The organism is Streptomyces antarcticus (assembly GCF_026627255.1).
Lineage (GTDB): Bacteria > Actinomycetota > Actinomycetes > Streptomycetales > Streptomycetaceae > Streptomyces > Streptomyces antarcticus.
In genome coordinates this window covers 439,642-456,331 of the sequence record NZ_JAPNLM010000001.1, presented here as the reverse complement: position 1 = coordinate 456,331, position 16,690 = coordinate 439,642, and the positions used below count along the sequence as shown (strand labels likewise).

Genomic DNA, 16,690 nt, shown 5'->3' with positions numbered 1-16,690 from the left:
GCGGGGGCCCGGGCGCGTCACGGGCCCCGGCACCTCACGGCCCCGGCGGGGCCACGGGCAGGAGCAGCGGGCGCTTCGCCGACCGGCCGTCGCCGCTGGAGCGGCCGCGCAGGCGGCGTACGGCCCAGGGGCCCAGGAACCCGGCCGCCCAGCGCAGTTCGGCCGCCACGGCCGCCACGGCCGCCGGGGCGCCGGGGAGCGGCCGGTCCGGCAGCGGGTGCGTCCAGGCGTCGCCGCTGCCCGGCACGCCCAGCGCGTGCGCGGCGGCCGCGGCGATCCGCTCGTGGCCCAGGGGGCCGGCGTGCAGCCGGTCGGCCGTCCACAGCCGCGGGTCGGTGCTGACGGCGTAACCGGCGGTCTCGACGACCGTCACCCCGTGCCGGGCCGCCGCGGCGCGGACGCGGGTGTTGAGGTCGGCCACGCGCGGCGCGAGCGGGCGGGCCATGGGCGCGATGCGGCCGATGTCGGGGAAGGCGAGGGTGGCCACGCGGGCCCCGGAGGCCGTGAGCGCGGCGAACATCGCCTCCAGGTCCGCGGTCACCGCGGCCGGGTCGAACCGGGGCCGGAGCAGGTCGTTGAACCCGGCGACGACGGTGGCCAGACCGGGCCGCAGGGCCAGGGCGGGCGCCAGCTGCTCGGCACGGACCTGCCGGGCGAGGCGGCCGCGCACGGCGAGGTTCGCGTACCGCAGCCCGGGTTCGGCGGCGGCGAGGTGCTCGGCGAGCCGGTCGGCCCAGCCGCGCAGGCCGGTGGTCTCGTCGCCGTCTCCGACGCCTTCGGTCTGGCTGTCGCCGAGGGCCACGTAGCGCCCGAATCCGGGGTACTCAGCGCTCGGCACGGAGCACCTGCCTCTCCCGCAGGACCGCGGCGGTGCTCCGGCACCAGTCCCGGTGCTCCTCCTCGAAGGCCAGGCCGCGCCGGCAGGTCAGGTACGGGCCGATCGGCCGCCCGCGGCGCAGGAACTCCTCCTCGTCCGCGTCGCCGCGCAGCCGGACCAGCAGCTTGCCGAGCAGCTCGATCTTGGCCTCGGCGGCGGCCGCGCGCGCGTCCAGCTGCTCGATCACCGGACCCGTCCCGAGGCGGTCGACGGCCTGGACCTTGACGAGCAGGTCGTCGCGGATGAAGGAGGGCTTCGAGGGGGCCGCCGCGAACCGCTCCAGCTCGGCGAGGCCCGTGTCGGTGACGCGGAACAGCCGCTTGTTGGGCCGGGACTCCTGGACCACCTGCCGGCCGACGACCATTCCCTCGGCCTCCAGCTTGGCCAGCTCGGCGTACAGCTGCTGGGGCTGGGCGTGCCAGAAGTTCGCGACGCCGAGGCCGAACTCCTTGGCCAGTTCGTACCCGCTGAAGTCGCCACCCAGCAGAGCCGCCAGTACGGCGTGTCTCAAAGCCATCGCGGCGCCCCCTTCCGCTCTCTCGTCCGGACCCGCATCCTACTCATGAACAAGACTAGTCATGTTTTTGAGTATCTGGAGGGTCCATGGAAACCGCCGCACGCTTCCGCGCAGCCGTCGAGACGCGCGACCTCGCCGCGCTGACGGAGCTGTTCACCGAGGACGTCCGCCTGTACAGCCCGGTGAAGTTCATCCCCTTCGAGGGCCGGCCCGCCGTGCTCGGGCTCCTCGGCGTGCTGCTGCGCACCTTCGAGGACTTCCGCTACGTCGGTCGCCTCGACGGCGCGGCCGAGACGAGCTCCGACGGCGAGGAGGCGCCGTCGCAGATCCTGATCTTCCGGGCCACGGTCGAGGGCAAGGAGATCCACGGCATGGACCTGTTCCAGTTCGACGGAGCGGGCCTGATCAAGGAGCTGACGGTGATGGTCCGCCCCATGTCGGCCGTCCAGGCCCTCGGCGCGGCAGTCCTCAAGGGCCTCCAGGCCGACGGCCTGGCCCCCGACCCCACGACCTGACCGCTCCGTTCCCCCCCGGCCGGCCCGGCACCGGCCGTCACCTCGGGTGACACCCCGTTCGCCCCGGGCGAACGGGGTGGGGGGAACATTGCGGGGCTCACGTGCATTGAGTCGGCATAGCTCAACTTCACTGCCGGAGGGAAAATCATGGCTTCGACGTCCGAAACGCTCACCCTGCCCGTACTGCCGCTCGACGACGAGGTCGTGCTGCCAGGGATGGTCGTTCCGCTGGACCTGTCCGACGCCGAGGTGCGGGGTGCCGTGGAAGCGGCCCAGGCCGCGGCGGGCGGGAGGAAGCCCCGGGTGCTGCTCGTGCCGCGGGTCGACGGGACGTACGCCGGGACCGGGGTGCTCGGGACCGTCGAGCAGGTGGGACGGCTCTCCGACGGCGACCCCGGGGCGCTCATCCGCGGCCGCGGGCGCGTCCGTATCGGGGCCGGCACCACCGGGCCCGGGGCGGCGCTCTGGGTCGAGGGCGAGACCGCCGACGAGGACGTGCCCGAGCCGCTGCCCGGGGCCGTCGCCGAGCTCGTCAAGGAGTACAAGGCCCTCGCCACCAGCTGGCTCAGGAAGCGCGGGGCCTGGCAGGTCGTGGACCGGGTCCAGCAGATCGAGGGCGTCTCCGCCCTCGCGGACAATTCCGGCTACTCGCCCTTCCTGACGCTGGCCCAGAAGGTGGAGTTGCTGGAGACGGCCGACCCCGTCGCCCGCCTCCGCCTCGCCGTCAAGGCGCTCAGCGACCACCTCGCCGAGCAGGACGTCGCCGAGTCCATCGCCAAGGACGTCCAGGACGGGGTCGACAAGCAGCAGCGCGAGTTCCTGCTCCGCCGCCAGCTGGAAGCCGTGCGCAAGGAACTGCGCGAGCTGAACGGCGGGGAGGACGGGCCCGAGTCCGACGACTACCGCGCCCGCGTCGAGGCCGCCGACCTCCCCGAGAAGGTCCGCGAGGCCGCGCTCAAGGAGGTCGAGAAGCTGGAGCGGGCCAGCGACCAGAGCCCCGAGGGCTCCTGGATCCGCACCTGGCTGGACACCGTCCTCGAACTGCCCTGGAACGAGCGGACCGAGGACCGCTACGACATCCGCGGCGCCAGGGCCGTCCTCGACGCCGAGCACGCCGGGCTGGGTGACGTGAAGGACCGCATCACCGAGTACCTGGCCGTCCGCAAACGGCGCGGCGAGCGCGGCATGGGCGTCATCGGCGGACGGCGCGGCGGCGCCGTGCTCGCACTCGTCGGCCCGCCCGGCGTCGGCAAGACCTCCCTCGGGGAGTCGGTCGCGCACGCCATGGGCCGCAAGTTCGTCCGGGTCGCGCTCGGCGGCGTACGGGACGAGGCCGAGGTGCGCGGGCACCGCCGGACCTACGTCGGCGCACTGCCGGGCCGGATCGTACGGGCCATCAAGGAGGCCGGCTCGATGAACCCGGTGGTCCTCCTCGACGAGATCGACAAGGTCGGCTCCGACTTCCGCGGCGACCCCGCGGCCGCCCTGCTGGAGGTCCTGGACCCCGCACAGAACCACACGTTCCGCGACCACTACCTGGAGGTCGAGCTCGACCTCAGCGACGTGGTGTTCCTCGCCACCGCCAACGTCCTGGAGTCCATCCCGGAGGCCCTGGCCGACCGGATGGAACTCGTACGGCTCGACGGCTACACCGAGGACGAGAAGGTCGTCATCGCCCGCGACCACCTGCTCCCGCGCCAGCTGGAGCGGGCCGGGCTCGCCGCCGACGAGGTGGTCCTGGAGGAGGACGCGCTCCGCAGGCTCGCCGGGGAGTACACCCGCGAAGCGGGCGTACGCACCCTGGAGCGGTCCCTCGCCCGGCTGCTGCGCAAGGTGGCCTCCCAGCACGAGCTGGGGGAGCGCGAACTGCCGCTGCGCATCGGCGCCGGCGATCTGCGCGGGCTGATCGGGCGCCCGCACCACGTACCGGAGTCCGCCCAGGACCCGGCCGAGCGGCGCACCGCCGTCCCCGGCGTGGCCACCGGCCTTGCGGTCACCGGCGCCGGCGGGGACGTGCTGTTCGTGGAGGCCTCGCTCGCCGACCCCGAGACGGGGGCCGCCGGGCTCACGCTCACCGGCCAGCTCGGCGACGTCATGAAGGAGTCGGCGCAGATCGCGCTCAGCTTCCTGCGCTCGCACGGCGCGGAACTGGAACTGCCGGTGGCCGACCTGAAGGACCGGGGCGTGCACATCCACTTCCCGGCGGGCGCGGTGCCCAAGGACGGGCCGAGCGCCGGCATCACCATGACGGCGGCCCTCGCCTCGCTGCTCTCCGGACGCCAGGTGCGCACGGACGTGGCGATGACCGGCGAGGTCTCGCTTACCGGGCGGGTACTGCCGATCGGCGGGGTCAAGCAGAAACTGCTGGCCGCGCACCGGGCCGGGCTGACCACGGTGATCATCCCGAAGCGGAACGAGGCAGACCTGGACGACGTCCCGGCCGAGGTACTGGAGGGGCTGGAGGTGCACCCGGTGACGGACGTACGGCAGGTCCTGGAGATCGCCCTGGCCGGGGCGGCCGTCCCGGCGGTGCCCGTCACGGCGGCGGCCTGACCGGCGCCGCCCGGCCCGGGGTCCCGCTGCGGCGGGGCCCCGGGCCGCCGGTGTGTCCGCTGCGAAATACTGGGCGCCCACCCCACCACCGAAGGAGCGGTACGTGCACGGGAGCGAAGACCAGGAGTTCCTTGCCCTGGAGCGGGAGCTGTCCGTCTTCCTCCGGCGGGCCCGGGCCTCCTCCGGGGAGATGGCCCGCGAGCTCCACCCGGAACTGGAACCCGCCGCGTACGGGCTCCTCACCCGCCTGGAGGCCGCCGGCCGCCAGCGGGCCACCGAGCTAGCCGCGTACTTCGGCGTCGGCAAGGCCACCATGAGCCGGCAGCTGCGGGCCCTGGAGGTGCTGGGCCTGGTGGCCCGCGAGCCCGATCCCGCCGACGGGCGGGCCTTCCTGGTCGGCCTCACGGACGAGGGCCGCGAGCGCTTCCTGCGGGTGCGCGACGCCCGGCGCGAGCAGTACATGCGCAAACTCGCCGACTGGGACCGCGGCGAAGTGGCGGAACTGGCCCGCCTGCTGAACCAGTTGAACGCGGGAGCCGAATAGGGCCCCGGCACCCGTTCCGGCCCACTCACCCCCACCCCGTCCGACTCGCCCGTCCGGCCGTCCGGCCGTCCGACTGTCCGGCTCGGCCTCCCGGCCGTCCGGTTGTCCGGCTCGGCCTCCCGGCTGTCCGGCTCGCCCCGGCGCCTTCCGGCCCGCCGTCCTGTGCCGGGCCTGCCCGACACCCCCGGCGCGGCAGCCGCCCCGCCCTGCTCCGAGCCAACCGCCCCGCCCGACACCCCCGGCCCGCCGGGGCGCGTCTCCAGCCCCGCCGGCGTTTGAGGCGCGGAGTCCCCGGGGCGGAGCCCCGCCTACAGCTCCGCGTACGCCGCCGAGGCGTCGTCGTGGCGCTTGTGGCGGGCCCGCGGCCGGGCCGGGTCGCACTCCATGGCGCGGACCCGGGCGATCAGGCCCTCCGCGCCCTCCTTTCGCAGCACCGCCATGCACTGCGCCCAGTCGCCCTCCCCGAACGTGTCCGTCCACCGGCTCGCCCCGTCCGTCAGCGCGGCCACCGCCCGGACCTGACCGCGCGGGGTGCGCCCCGTCACCGCGCGGGCCGCCACCGCCGGGTCCGCCGCCGCCGTGAAGAAGCCGCCCTCCGCGTTCCGCAGCGCGTCCGTCGCGGCCACCGAGCGCAGCACCTCCCGCGGGACCCGGTCCAGCCGGTCGTCGAGCACCGCCGTCACCTCGCCGCCGGGCGCCTGGAGGAGCAGGACGGAGTCCGAGAGCACCAGGTGCTCCACGTACGCCTCGTCCCACCGGACGACGACCACCGTCGCCTGGGGCGTCCGTACGTGAGAAAGGTCACAGGTCCCGCCGTGGGCCCCGGCCGTGGCGCGGACGGCCTCCGCCAGGATCCGGTCCAGGGGCAGGTCCGGCCGCGATCCGGACAGTTCGGTCAACCGGCCGCCGAGCCGCGCCGCGAACCACGGCACCCCGTGCACGCACCCGTCCCCGTCCCGCGGCGGGGTGACCCCGTCCAGGGCCACCAGGACGCCCCCGCCCGCGGCGGGCATCGCGGCCGACAGCCAGTCCTCATTGGGGCGTTCCGGGTCGCCGGGGGCCGAGGCGAGGTCGATGCGCATGCGGACATGGTGCCCCTCGGCGACCCGGGGCGCACGGCCAGGTCCGTACCAAGCAGGGGGCGCCTCCGCGGGGCCGGCCGGCCCTGCGGAGCGGCGGCGGCGGACCTGTGGGCGGGCATACTGCCAAAGCCCCCGTCGATCTTTCAACCGCCCGTCCACGGACGCGCTCTGACACCGGGTGCCCGAGTTGGTCGCCAACTCATCCGTGATGTTCACTCGTTCGAGTGGCCGGGTGGACGATGGGCGGCTCTCTCCCCGACACACTGCAAAGGTCTGTGGCGGTACGAGGAGGCAGGGGGCGTTTACTTGTTGACCGGCCGTTACCTCGGCCACACGAGTAGACGAGCAAGAGCACACGTACAGGATTGCGAGCACCGGTGCAGAAGAAGCGGTCTCGGAAGAACGGCACCGCCATAGACGGCCCGGCACCCGCAGGACGCCGCGTCCGCGTGCGCCGCAGGCTGGTCGTAGGCGTAGCCGTCGCCGGCCTCACCGTCCTCGTGGCCGGCGCGCCAGCCGTCGTCTCCGCCACGAGGGAACTCAACGACTCCCAGAACCTGGTCGTCCTCGCGGAGCAGACCCGGCAGAGCCTCACCCTCGCGCACCTCCTCGGAGACGAGCGCGACGCGGTCGTCGAGTACGCCGCCAAGGGCCGCCCCGGCTCCGCCAAGGCGCCCGTGGACGAACGCACCGCCCGCACCGACCGGCAGATCACCGAGGTCCAGGCCGACGCCGACGAGCAGACCGCCCGCGCCCTCGGCCGGCTCCGGACCGTCCGCACCGAGGCCGTCGACGGCAAGGGCAGCGCCCTCGCCGCACACCAGGCGTACGCCGGTCTCATCGCCGAACTCCTCGCCCCCGGCGACCGGCTCACCGAGCTCACCCCGCCGCGCGCCGTCGGCGCCCTCGCCACCACCCGGCCCATGGCCCCCCTCGGCCAGGCCGTGGAGCAGGCCTCCGCCACCCGTGGACTGCTGCTGGCCGCGCTGGCCGTCCCGAAGGGGGAGCAGTCCCCCAACTCCGCCGTCGTGGACGAGCTCACCACCGCCGCACAGCGGTCCCGGGTACGGGAGCAGGCCGCCCTGGAGGACTTCGCCCGGGCCGCCCGGCCCGACGTGCGCCAGACCCTCGCCGCCACCGTCACCGGCCCCGAGGTCAAGACGGCCGACGACTACCTCAAGCGCCTCACCGACCGGCCCACCCTGACTCCGGCCGACCGCAAGACCGACGGCGCCGCCGTCGGTTCCGCGCTCACCTCCCGCCTCGACCGCATGAGGTCCGTGGAGTCGACGCTCGCGGGCCAGCGGGCCACCGCGCTCGCCTCCCTGCGCGACGACGACGTGACCCGGCTGGAGACCGTGGTCGCCCTGCTGGGCGTGCTGTTCCTCTTCAGTGTCGGCTTCTCCACCGCCGTCGCGCGCTCGCTCACCCGGCCGCTGTCGGTCCTGCGCCGCGGCGCGGAGCGGCTGGCGACGCCGGAGGGTTCGGTGGAGCCCGTCCGGTTCACGGGCCGCAACGACGAGTTCGCCGAGGTCGTCCGCCACCTCAACGCCGTACGGGACCAGACGGTCTCCCTGCACACGCGGATCGCCGGGCTCGACGCCGACCGCCGCCGCATGATCGGCCGCAACGAGGCGCTGACCGCCGGCCGCGAGGTGCTGGAAGAGGAGCTGACGAAGCTCCGGGCGGGCCTGGAGGAACACCGGCGCGTCATGTCGACGACCTCGGTCTCCCTGTCGCTGCGGACCCTGGGCCTGGTGGAACGCCAGCTCGCGGTCATCGAGGAGCTGGAGTCCAAGGAGCAGGACCCGGACCGGCTGGCGACCCTGTTCAAGCTCGACCACCTGGCGACCGTGATGCGCCGCCACAACGAGAACCTGCTGGTCCTCGCCGGCCAGGAGCACGGCCACGGCCAGGCGGCACCGGTGCCGCTGGTCGACGTGATGCGGGCCGCCGTCAGCGAGATCGAGCGCTACGAGCGCGTCGACCTCGCGGCGCTGCCCTCCTTCACCCAGGTCGCCGGGCACGCGGCCGACGACATCTCGCACGTGGTCGCCGAACTGCTGGAGAACGCCACCACGTTCTCGCCGCCGGACGCCAAGGTGAAGGTGTCCGGCCGGCTGCTGGAATCCGGTGACGCGGTGATCTCCGTCGTCGACGAGGGCATCGGGATCACCGCGGACCGGCTGGAAGCGCTGAACCTCCGGCTGTCCACCCCCGAGGCGTACGACGAGGAGCCCGAGGCGGAACACGGCCTCGGCCTCGGCCTGTACGTGGCCGGGCGGCTGGCCGCGCGGCACGGGGTCACCGCCGAACTGCGGGCCCCCCGGCACGGCGGCACCGAGGCGCTGGTGGTCGTACCGGCGGCGCTGCTGCCCACGACCCCGCCCACCTCGGCGATCCACGCGCTGGGCATCCCGGGAGCGTCCGCGCTGCACCTGCCGGGTGTGATCGCGGAGGCGAACGAGAACACGCTGCCGACCCGCCGGCGCGCCGAGGCCCCGGCCGAGGAGCCCCGGGCGGCCGCCCTGGCGGAGCCCGCGGCATCGGGCGTGCCGGGCTGGGCCGCCGAACCCGTGGCGTACGCGGACCAGGCCGAGGCCGGAGCGGAGCCCGCCGCCGCCGACCCGGGCGCTGACGCTGTCGCTGACGACGCCGACGAGTCCGGCGCGGAGGCGGAGCACGGGCCGTTCCCGGCCGCCGCCCGGCCCGAGGCCACCGCGGCCGTGCTGCCGCTGTCCGCGATGCCCGCCGCCGCGGAGACGACGGGTACGGACCCGGCGGAGAAGGCCGACGCGGCCCTCACCGTTCCGGCCCCGGGCCCGGCCGCGGACGCCGCCCACCCCGAGCCCGCCGAGGAGATGCTCGCCCGGGTGGTCCCGGACGCCGACGGTCCGGCGGAGCAGCTGCCCCCGGCCGAGCAGGTGTTCACCGTCCCGGCGGATTCCGCCCCCGAGGAGCAGCTCCTCGCCCGGCTCGTCCCGGACGCGGAACCCACCGCGCCGGAGCACGACCCGGAGCCCGTACCGGAGTCCGCGTACACCCCGGAGCACGCCCCGGCTCCCGCCCCCGCATCCGCGCCGGAGGCAGAGCCGCACGCGCATGCCGCCGCCGATGGCAACTGGCTGCCCCGTCAGGGCAGTCACCCCGACGATCCCGCCGAGGCCGCCGATCCCGCCGAGGCCGTTACGGACAAGGGCCTGCCGAAGCGGACCCCGCGCGCGGTGGCCGGCGCCCGTACCGACGAGGTACGGCCCGAGCCGCCGCGCCGGGTCGACGCCGACGAGCTGCGCCGCCGGCTCGGCGGGTTCTACCAGGGGGCCCAGGACGGGCGCCGCGTCGTCGCGGCCGAACTCGCGGGCGACCAAGACCACACGCAGGACCGGGGGCAGGGTCAGACCGACCAGGGGGACACCGCACAGGAGGCACGCACATGACCGCGCCCAGTACGTACGGACTGAGCACCCAGGCCCGCAACCTGCAGTGGCTGCTGACCGACCTGGTCGAGGAGGTGCCCGGCGTCAACTCCGTCGCCGTCGTCTCCTCGGACGGGCTCCTGCTGCTCTCCTCCGAGCCGGGAGCGGAGTCCCCGCAGGGCCGGCCCAAAGGTCCGCGCGGGGCCTCGGCCGATCTGGCCACGATCGTCTCCGGCCTGGGCAGCCTCACCACCGGCGCCGCCGCCCTCATGGACGGCGGCTCCGTCAAACAGACCATGGTGGCGATGGAGCACGGCTCCGTCTTCGTCATGGCCGTCAGCGACGGCTCCCTGCTGGGCGTGCACGCCACGCCCGACTGCGACATGAGCGTCGTCGCCTACCACATGGCCCTGTTCGTCGGCCGCGCCGGCCACGTCCTGACCCCCGAAGTCCGCAGCGAGCTGCGCCAGTCGATGGAGAAAACCCCGTGAGGAGTCCGGCCTCCGACCGGCTGCCGATACCCGGCCTGCCGACGTCCGGCCTGCCGACGTCCGGTCCGCCGATACCCGGCCTGCCGGTACGCGGCGCCGACCGCCGTCCCGCCCGCGTCCGCCCGTACTCCCTCACGGGCGGCCGCACCCGCTTCACGCACGTCCTGCTCGTCGAGACCTTCGTCGCGGCCCTGGACACCAAGGCGTCGGAGCCGCGGAAGCCCGACCGGATGCCCGAGATGCCCGCCATCGTCGAGGTGTGCCGCCGCATGCGCACGATCGCCGAGATCGCGGCGCTGCTGAAGCTGCCCCTCGGCGTGGTCCGCGTGCTCGTCAGCGACCTCGCCGACCAGGGAAGGATCCGCGTGTACGGCAGTGGCCACGGCACCGGCCGGCCCGAGCGCGCGCTGCTGGAAAGGGTGCTCAGTGGGCTCCGCCGTCTCTGACCGGCCGGCGCCGGCCGACGAGTCCGTACAGGCCTGGCAGTACGACCGCTCCCGCGCCCCCGTCGCCGTCAAGGTGCTCGTCGCCGGCGGCTTCGGCGTCGGCAAGACCACCTTCGTCTCCTCCGTCTCGGAGATCGCCCCGCTGCGCACCGAGGCGGTGATGACCGAGGCCAGCGTCCCGACCGACGACCTGTCCGCGACCCCGGAGAAGAACACCACCACCGTCGCGATGGACTTCGGCCGCGTCACCCTGGACGACGACCTCGTGCTGTACGTGTACGGGACCCCCGGCCAGGAGCGGTTCTGGTTCATGTGGGACGACCTGGTGCGCGGCGCCGTCGGCGGGATCGTCCTGGCCGACACCCGCCGACTGCGCGACTCCTTCCCCGCGCTCGACTACTTCGAGAGCTGCGGCCTGCCGTACGCCGTCGCCGTCAACCACTTCGAGGGCACCCGCTCGTACGAACCGGACGACGTGCGCGAGGCGCTCACCGTCCCGCCCCACGTCCCCGTGGTGATCATGGACGCGCGGAGTCGCCGGACGGTCGTCGAATCCCTGCTGACGCTGGTGGCGCACGCGCTCGACAGCACTCCCGAATAGCACCGACCAGACGCGAATCGAGAACGACATGCGCAAGATACTCGTGGTCGGAGCCGGACAGTCCGGTCTCCAGCTCGCCCTCGGACTCCAATCGAAGGCCTACGACGTCACCCTCATGTCCAACCGGACGGCGGACGAGATCCGCGCCGGGCGGGTCATGTCCACGCAATGCATGTTCGACACGGCGCTCCAGCACGAACGCGACCTCCGGATCAACTTCTGGGAGCAGCAGGCCCCCCGGATCGAGGGCGTGGGCGTCTCGGTGGGCGCCCCCGACGCGAGCCGGCCCGTCGACTGGCTCGGCCGCCTCAAGGGGTACGCGCAATCCGTCGACCAGCGCCTGAAGATGGCGGGCTGGCTCGACGCCTTCGTGCAGCGCGGCGGTCAGCTGGTCGTCCACGGCGCGTCCGTCGCCGACCTGGACTACTTCTCCCGTACGTACGACCTGGTGCTGATCGCGGCCGGCAAGGGCGAACTGGTCTCCATGTTCGGCCGCGACACCGCCCGCTCCCCGTACGACGCCCCGCAGCGCGCGCTCGCCGTCAGCTACGTGCACGGGCTCGGCCCGCGCCCGGAGCACCCGGAGACGGAGGCGGTCCGCTGCAACCTGGTCCCGGGCGTCGGTGAACTGTTCGTCATGCCGACCCTCACCCTGTCGGGCCGCGCGGACATCCTGTTCTGGGAGGGCGTGCCGGGCGGGCCGGTGGACGCGTTCAACGGCGTCAAGGACCCGGCGGAGCACCTGAAGCTCACGCTGGAGCTGATGCGGACGTTCACGCCGTGGGAGCACGCCCGGGCGACGGACGTGGAGCTCACGGACGCGGGCGCCACCCTCGCCGGCCGCTACGCGCCGGTGGTCCGCAACCCGATCGGCCGGCTGCCGGGCGGGGGTCTGGTGCTGGGCGTCGCCGACGTGGTCGTGGCCAACGACCCGATCACCGGCCAGGGCTCCAACTCGGCCTCCAAGTGCGCGGCCTCGTACCTGTCGTCGATCCTGATGCACGGGGACAAGCCGTTCGACGAGGCGTGGATGAAGGCCACCTTCGACAAGTTCTGGTTCACCACCGGCAAGCCGGTGACCCAGTGGACGAACGCGATGCTGGGCGTCCCGCCGGAGCACGTGCTGAACCTGATCGGCGCGGCCGGGCAGCTCCAGCCGGTGGCGGACCGCTTCGCCAACGGCTTCGACAACCCGGCCGACTTCGACGGGTACTTCTACGACCCCGAGGACGCGGCGGACTACCTGGCCGAGGTCTCGGCGTCGGTGGCGGGCCCGGTCCCGGGCTCCGGCTCGGGATCGGGCTCCGCTGTCGCGGACGCGGACGCGGGTGCGGCCTCCGCCGCCTCGGGCGCTTCCTCGGCGGAGTAGCCGGTGTCGTCGCCCGCCGCCGCGTCCGCGCCGGGCAGCGGCGGCGGGACGAACCGGTCGAGCGGCGCCCCGCCCGGGTCCGGCCGCACCGCCCCCAGCAGCGGGTTCGCCGCGATCGGCGACACCTTGACCCGCGCTCCGGGGCGCGGGGCCTGGATGACCTTGCCGTCGCCGATGTAGAGCCCCACGTGCGTCGCCTTGGGGAAGTACACGACGAGGTCCCCGGGCCGCAGCCGGTCCAGCGGCACCCTGGGCAGCCGGGCCCACTGCTCCTGGCTGGTACGGGGGATCGCGCGGCCGGCGTGCGCCCAGGCCTGCGAGGTGAGCCCGGAGCAGTCGAAGGACGCGGGCCCCTCGGCCCCCCACACGTACGGCTTCCCGATCTGGGCCGCCGCGTAGGTGAGCGCCGCGCCGCCGGCGGCGGTGGGCGTACCGGTACGGGCCGGAAGGCGGCCGGAGTCCACCAGCGCGCGCTGCGCTCCGGCCGTGTTCGCCGCCTCGCGCGCCCCGAGCTGCGCGAGCTGCTCGGCGGTGAGCGAGGCGAGCAGCCGCTCGACCTCCTTGAGCTGCGCCGCGACCTGCTCCTTCTGGCTCTTCTGCCGCGCGGCCAGTGCCCGCTGGTCGTCCAGGGCCTTGCGGGCCCGGGCCGCGAGCGAGCCGGCCCGCTGCTCGCCGCGGGCCAGCCGGTCCAGTACGCCCGCCCGGCGGGTCCCCTCGCGGGCGGCGATCCGGTGCTGGTCGAGGGCGGCCCGGGGGTCGCGGGCGAGCAGCATGCGGGCGTACGGGGCGAAACCGCGGGCGGCCTGGTACTGCTCGCGGGCCAGCCGCCCGGCGAGCGCCTTCTCCGCGTCGAGCGCGCCGCGGGCCTTGCCGAGCTCCGTGCTGAGCCGGTGCTCCTCGTCGAGCCGCGCACCGAGCGCGGCCTCGGTGGCGTTGTACGCCTCGGTGGCCTCCTCGGCCTTCTGGTAGAGCCCTTGGAGCCGGGTGAGCAGGACGCCGACGGGCTCGGCCGAGGGCAGGGGCTCGGCGGTGGCGGCGGGGGTCGGGCAGGCTGCGAGGAGCAGCGCGGCGATGCAGGCGGCGCGGAGCGGCCGATGTGACATGGGATCACCTCCGGGGCGCCCGATGCTGCCACGTCCGGTATGACAAATACCCCAACGGAGTCGGCGGGGCCGCCCGGGGTCACCCGGGTGGCGGGGGGCACGGCGAACTCGCCCGCGCGGCGTCCGCCTCCGCTCCCGCTGCTTCCGCGTACGCGTCCGCCTCCGCTCGCGCCGCCTCCGCTCCCGTGGTCGCGCGACCAGTAGCTCCGCGCGGGCCGGGGGCGATCGGTTCCACGGGTCCCGCAGGGTTCCGCCGTTGATTCCGACCGCTTGTGACGACTCTTCGGCACCCTATGACATAAACGGACATACCATCCGTCCGCTTGCTACGTTTCCCCCATGACCGCTCTGACGGCGAAGGTGGCGGAGCCCGCGCCGCCGCCTCCCGACGCCCGCGCCCCCCGGCGCCGCGGCGTCGAGCTGACGCTCCTCGCCGGCGCCGTCCTGATCGCCGCCCTCGGTCATCTCCACGTCGGCCTCGCGACCACCGGGCACGTCCCGCGCTCCGCCGCCCGCTACGCGGGCGGCCTGGCCGTCGCCGCGCTGATCGCGCACCTCGCCGTGCGCCGGTGGGCCCCGTACGCCGACCCCCTCGTGCTCCCGATCGCCTTCCTGCTCAACGGCCTCGGCCTCGTCCTCATCCAGCGGCTCGACGTGACCACCCCCGCCCACCGCACCGCCGACGACCAACTCCTCTGGTCCGCGCTCGGGTTAACCCTCTTCGTCCTCGTCGTCGCGCGGCTCCGCGACCACCGGGTGCTCCAGCGCTACGCCTACCTCTCCGTGACGACCGCGCTCGCCCTGATGCTCGTCCCCGTGTTCTTCCCGGCGGTCAACGGCGCGCACATCTGGATCCGGTTCGCCGGACTCTCCTTCCAGCCGGGGGAGTTCGCCAAGATCCTGCTCGCCGTCTTCTTCGCCGCCTACCTCGCCGCGAACCGCACCGCGCTCGCCCTCACCGGCCGCACGCTGTTCTGGAAGCTCCGTCTCCTGCCCGGCCGGGTGCTCGGTCCGATCCTCGCGATCTGGCTGCTCAGCGTCGGCGTGCTCGTCCTGGAGCGCGACCTCGGCACGTCGCTGCTGTTCTTCGGGCTGTTCGTGATCATGCTCTTCACCGCCACCGGGCGGATCGGCTGGATCGCGATCGGCCTGGTCCTGGCCGGCGTCGGCGCCTACGCCGTCGGCACCTTCGAGCCGCACGTGAACAGCCGCGTGGACGACTGGCTGAATCCTTTCGCCTCCATCGAGCGCGGCGAGGGCCCCGGCCAGCTCGCCCAGTCCCTCTTCGCCTTCGGCGCCGGCGGCCTCCTCGGCGCCGGGCTCGGGCACGGCCAGTCCTTCCTCATCGGCTTCGCCGCCAAGTCGGACTTCATCCTCGCCACCGCCGGCGAGGAGCTCGGCCTCGCCGGCCTCACCGCGATCCTCCTGCTCTACGGGCTCCTCGTCGCCCGCGGCTTCCGCGCCGGGCTCGCGCTGCGCGACCCCTTCGGGCGGCTGCTCGCCACCGGTCTCGCCTCGATCGTCGCCCTCCAGGTGTTCGTCATCGCCGGCGGCGTCACCGGGCTGATCCCGCTCACCGGCATGGCCATGCCCTTCCTGGCGCAGGGCGGTTCCTCCGTCGTCACCAACTGGATCATCGTCGCCCTGCTGGTCCGGCTCAGCGACAGCGCCCGCAGACCCGAACCGCAGGAGGCCGCCGCGTGATCCGCTACATCCGCTGGTGCGCGTACTTCTGTGTCCTGCTGCTGGTGGCCCTGCTCGTCAACATCGCCCGGGTCCAGGTCTGGGAGTCCGCCGCCTACGGTGCGAACCCCGCCAACAAGCGCCACGTCATCGAGCGGTACGCCGAACCGCGCGGCGACGTCCTGGTCGACGGCCGGCCGGTCACCGGCTCCCGCGACAGCGGCCAGCTGCTGCGCTACGAGCGGACGTACCTCAACGGCCCGCTCTACGCGCCCGTCACCGGCTACTCCTCCCAGACGTACGGGACCAGCTTCGTCGAGCGCGCCGAGGACGAGGTCCTCTCGGGCACCGATCCCGGGCTCTCCGCCTTCCCTCTCTGGTACGACCTGACCCGCGGCCGCCCCGGCGGCGGGAACGCCGCCACCACCATCCGCGCCGCGATGCAGGAGGCCGCGTACGCGGGTCTCGCGGGCAAGCGGGGCGCGGTCGCGGCGGTGGAGCCGGCCACCGGGAAGATCCTGGCGCTGGTCAGCAGCCCCTCGTACGACCCGGCCGTGCTGTCGGGGACGGGCGGCCGGGTCAAGGGGGCCTGGGAGCGGCTGAACGCCGACCCGGCCAAGCCGATGCTGAACCGGGCGCTGCGCGAGACGTACCCCCCGGGCTCCACCTTCAAGATCGTGACGGCGGCGGCGGCCCTGGACTCGGGCGTGGTCACCGACGCGGACGCGCCGACCGAGACGCCGGACCCCTACCCGCTGCCCGGGACCAGCACCCTGCTGCCCAACGCGGGCACGGGCTGCCAGGACGCCTCCATGGCGGACGCGGTGCAGTGGTCCTGCAACACGGTGATGGCGAAGATCGGGGTGCGCGTCGGGCTGCGGGGGATGGTGGAGGCGGCGCGGCGGTTCGGGTTCAACGAGGAGGGGCTGCGGGTGCCGTCGTGGGTGTCCCGGTCGAACTTCGACACGGACATGAGCCAGGACCAGCTGGCCCTGTCCTCGATCGGGCAGTTCAACACCAAGGCGACCCCCCTGCAGATGGCGATGGTGGCGGCTGCGGTCGCCAACGGCGGCGAGCTCAAGGCCCCCTACCTGGTGGAGCGCACCACGCAGGACGACGGATCCCAGGTCCGGCGCGGCGACCAGCGCACCCTGGGCCGGGCCATGACCCCGGCCACCGCGCTGCGGATGCAGGAGCTGATGGTGAAGGTCGTGGAGCACGGTACGGGCCGCAACGCGGCCATCCCGGGGGTGGTGGTCGGCGGCAAGACCGGCACCGCGCAGCACGGCGTCGGCAACGCCGGCACCCCGTACGCCTGGTTCATCTCCTGGGCGAAGACGGAGGGCGGCGCGGCCCTGCCGGGGGTCGCGGTCGCGGTCGTCGTCGAGGACGCGTCGGCGGTGCGCGGCGACATCAGCGGCAACGGGGCGGCCGCGCCGATCGCCCGGTCGGTGATGCAGGCGGCGCTGTCAACGCGTTGAAACGCCCGTTGT

Annotated in this window: 13 protein-coding genes and 1 pseudogene; 10 read left to right on the top strand and 4 right to left on the bottom strand. The window is 74.3% G+C overall.

Translation table 11 applies throughout. The features are described 5' to 3' along the window. Positions 1–34: 34 nt before the first annotated feature. On the bottom strand, positions 35–838 hold the full coding sequence (locus tag OTB16_RS02070) for an SGNH/GDSL hydrolase family protein (protein WP_267717870.1): 804 nt from the start codon (positions 836–838) through the stop codon (positions 35–37). After that, complete coding sequence (locus tag OTB16_RS02065) at positions 825–1,394, bottom strand: PadR family transcriptional regulator (protein ID WP_267717869.1); 570 nt, start codon at positions 1,392–1,394, stop codon at positions 825–827. Before OTB16_RS02065 ends, OTB16_RS02070 begins: the two co-directional genes overlap by 14 nt. 86 nt (positions 1,395–1,480) lie before the next feature. Here OTB16_RS02065 and OTB16_RS02060 point away from each other — a divergent pair, with 86 nt between their 5' ends. The 3 genes from OTB16_RS02060 (at position 1,481) to OTB16_RS02050 (ending at position 5,006) form a co-directional block, all read left to right on the top strand. Continuing rightward, positions 1,481–1,909, top strand: a complete 429-nt coding sequence (locus OTB16_RS02060; RefSeq protein WP_267717868.1) for a nuclear transport factor 2 family protein — start codon at positions 1,481–1,483, stop codon at positions 1,907–1,909. A 147-nt stretch (positions 1,910–2,056) separates the two neighbouring features. Continuing rightward, positions 2,057–4,462 carry an endopeptidase La gene (gene lon, locus OTB16_RS02055; protein WP_267717867.1) on the top strand — a complete coding sequence of 802 codons (2,406 nt, stop codon included), beginning with the start codon at positions 2,057–2,059 and terminating at the stop codon, positions 4,460–4,462. A gap of 103 nt (positions 4,463–4,565) precedes the next feature. Next, on the top strand, positions 4,566–5,006 hold the full coding sequence (locus OTB16_RS02050) for a MarR family winged helix-turn-helix transcriptional regulator (protein WP_267717866.1): 441 nt from the start codon (positions 4,566–4,568) through the stop codon (positions 5,004–5,006). 308 nt (positions 5,007–5,314) lie between these two features. Here the strand turns inward: OTB16_RS02050 and OTB16_RS02045 are convergent, their stop codons facing one another. Then, positions 5,315–6,088 carry a protein phosphatase 2C domain-containing protein gene (locus OTB16_RS02045; protein WP_267717865.1) on the bottom strand — a complete coding sequence of 258 codons (774 nt, stop codon included), beginning with the start codon at positions 6,086–6,088 and terminating at the stop codon, positions 5,315–5,317. A gap of 377 nt (positions 6,089–6,465) precedes the next feature. On the opposite strand from OTB16_RS02045, the gene OTB16_RS02040 reads away from it, so the two are divergent. The 5 genes from OTB16_RS02040 to OTB16_RS02020 are packed head-to-tail and all read left to right on the top strand — an operon-like array spanning position 6,466 to position 12,411. After that, positions 6,466–9,525, top strand: a complete 3,060-nt coding sequence (locus OTB16_RS02040) for a sensor histidine kinase (RefSeq protein ID WP_267717864.1) — start codon at positions 6,466–6,468, stop codon at positions 9,523–9,525. Then, positions 9,522–9,995, top strand: coding sequence for a roadblock/LC7 domain-containing protein (locus tag OTB16_RS02035; protein WP_267717862.1), 474 nt, complete (start codon positions 9,522–9,524; stop codon positions 9,993–9,995). Before OTB16_RS02040 ends, OTB16_RS02035 begins: the two co-directional genes overlap by 4 nt. Before the next feature lie 50 nt (positions 9,996–10,045). Then, positions 10,046–10,441, top strand: coding sequence for a DUF742 domain-containing protein (locus OTB16_RS02030; protein ID WP_267718375.1), 396 nt, complete (start codon positions 10,046–10,048; stop codon positions 10,439–10,441). Then, positions 10,422–11,042: a GTP-binding protein gene (locus OTB16_RS02025; RefSeq protein WP_267717861.1), complete on the top strand. Its 621-nt coding sequence runs from the start codon at positions 10,422–10,424 to the stop codon at positions 11,040–11,042. Before OTB16_RS02030 ends, OTB16_RS02025 begins: the two co-directional genes overlap by 20 nt. Positions 11,043–11,070: 28 nt before the next feature. Beyond that, complete coding sequence (locus tag OTB16_RS02020; protein ID WP_324290762.1) at positions 11,071–12,411, top strand: styrene monooxygenase/indole monooxygenase family protein; 1,341 nt, start codon at positions 11,071–11,073, stop codon at positions 12,409–12,411. Positions 12,412–12,581: 170 nt separating this feature from the next. On the opposite strand, the pseudogene OTB16_RS39425 reads toward OTB16_RS02020, so the two are convergent. Continuing rightward, positions 12,582–13,184, bottom strand: a pseudogene (locus OTB16_RS39425) (C40 family peptidase); the annotation flags it as partial. A gap of 669 nt (positions 13,185–13,853) precedes the next feature. Here OTB16_RS39425 and OTB16_RS02010 point away from each other — a divergent pair. Both OTB16_RS02010 and OTB16_RS02005 read left to right on the top strand, forming a co-directional pair. After that, positions 13,854–15,218 (top strand): FtsW/RodA/SpoVE family cell cycle protein, encoded by a 1,365-nt coding sequence (locus OTB16_RS02010; protein ID WP_267717859.1) that lies wholly within the window; start codon positions 13,854–13,856, stop codon positions 15,216–15,218. Next, positions 15,215–16,678: a penicillin-binding transpeptidase domain-containing protein gene (locus OTB16_RS02005; RefSeq protein WP_267717857.1), complete on the top strand. Its 1,464-nt coding sequence runs from the start codon at positions 15,215–15,217 to the stop codon at positions 16,676–16,678. Before OTB16_RS02010 ends, OTB16_RS02005 begins: the two co-directional genes overlap by 4 nt. Positions 16,679–16,690: the final 12 nt, after the last annotated feature.

What these genes read in the sequence shown, in the direction of transcription:
- OTB16_RS02065 (WP_267717869.1), bottom strand. Translation starts at nt 1,394, where the DNA reads ATGGCTTTGAGACACGCCGTACTGGCGGCTCTGCTGGGTGGCGACTTC.
- OTB16_RS02060 (WP_267717868.1), top strand. Translation starts at nt 1,481, where the DNA reads ATGGAAACCGCCGCACGCTTCCGCGCAGCCGTCGAGACGCGCGACCTC.
- lon (WP_267717867.1), top strand. Translation starts at nt 2,057, where the DNA reads ATGGCTTCGACGTCCGAAACGCTCACCCTGCCCGTACTGCCGCTCGAC.
- OTB16_RS02045 (WP_267717865.1), bottom strand. Translation starts at nt 6,088, where the DNA reads ATGCGCATCGACCTCGCCTCGGCCCCCGGCGACCCGGAACGCCCCAAT.
- OTB16_RS02035 (WP_267717862.1), top strand. Translation starts at nt 9,522, where the DNA reads ATGACCGCGCCCAGTACGTACGGACTGAGCACCCAGGCCCGCAACCTG.
- OTB16_RS02020 (WP_324290762.1), top strand. Translation starts at nt 11,071, where the DNA reads ATGCGCAAGATACTCGTGGTCGGAGCCGGACAGTCCGGTCTCCAGCTC.
- OTB16_RS02010 (WP_267717859.1), top strand. Translation starts at nt 13,854, where the DNA reads ATGACCGCTCTGACGGCGAAGGTGGCGGAGCCCGCGCCGCCGCCTCCC.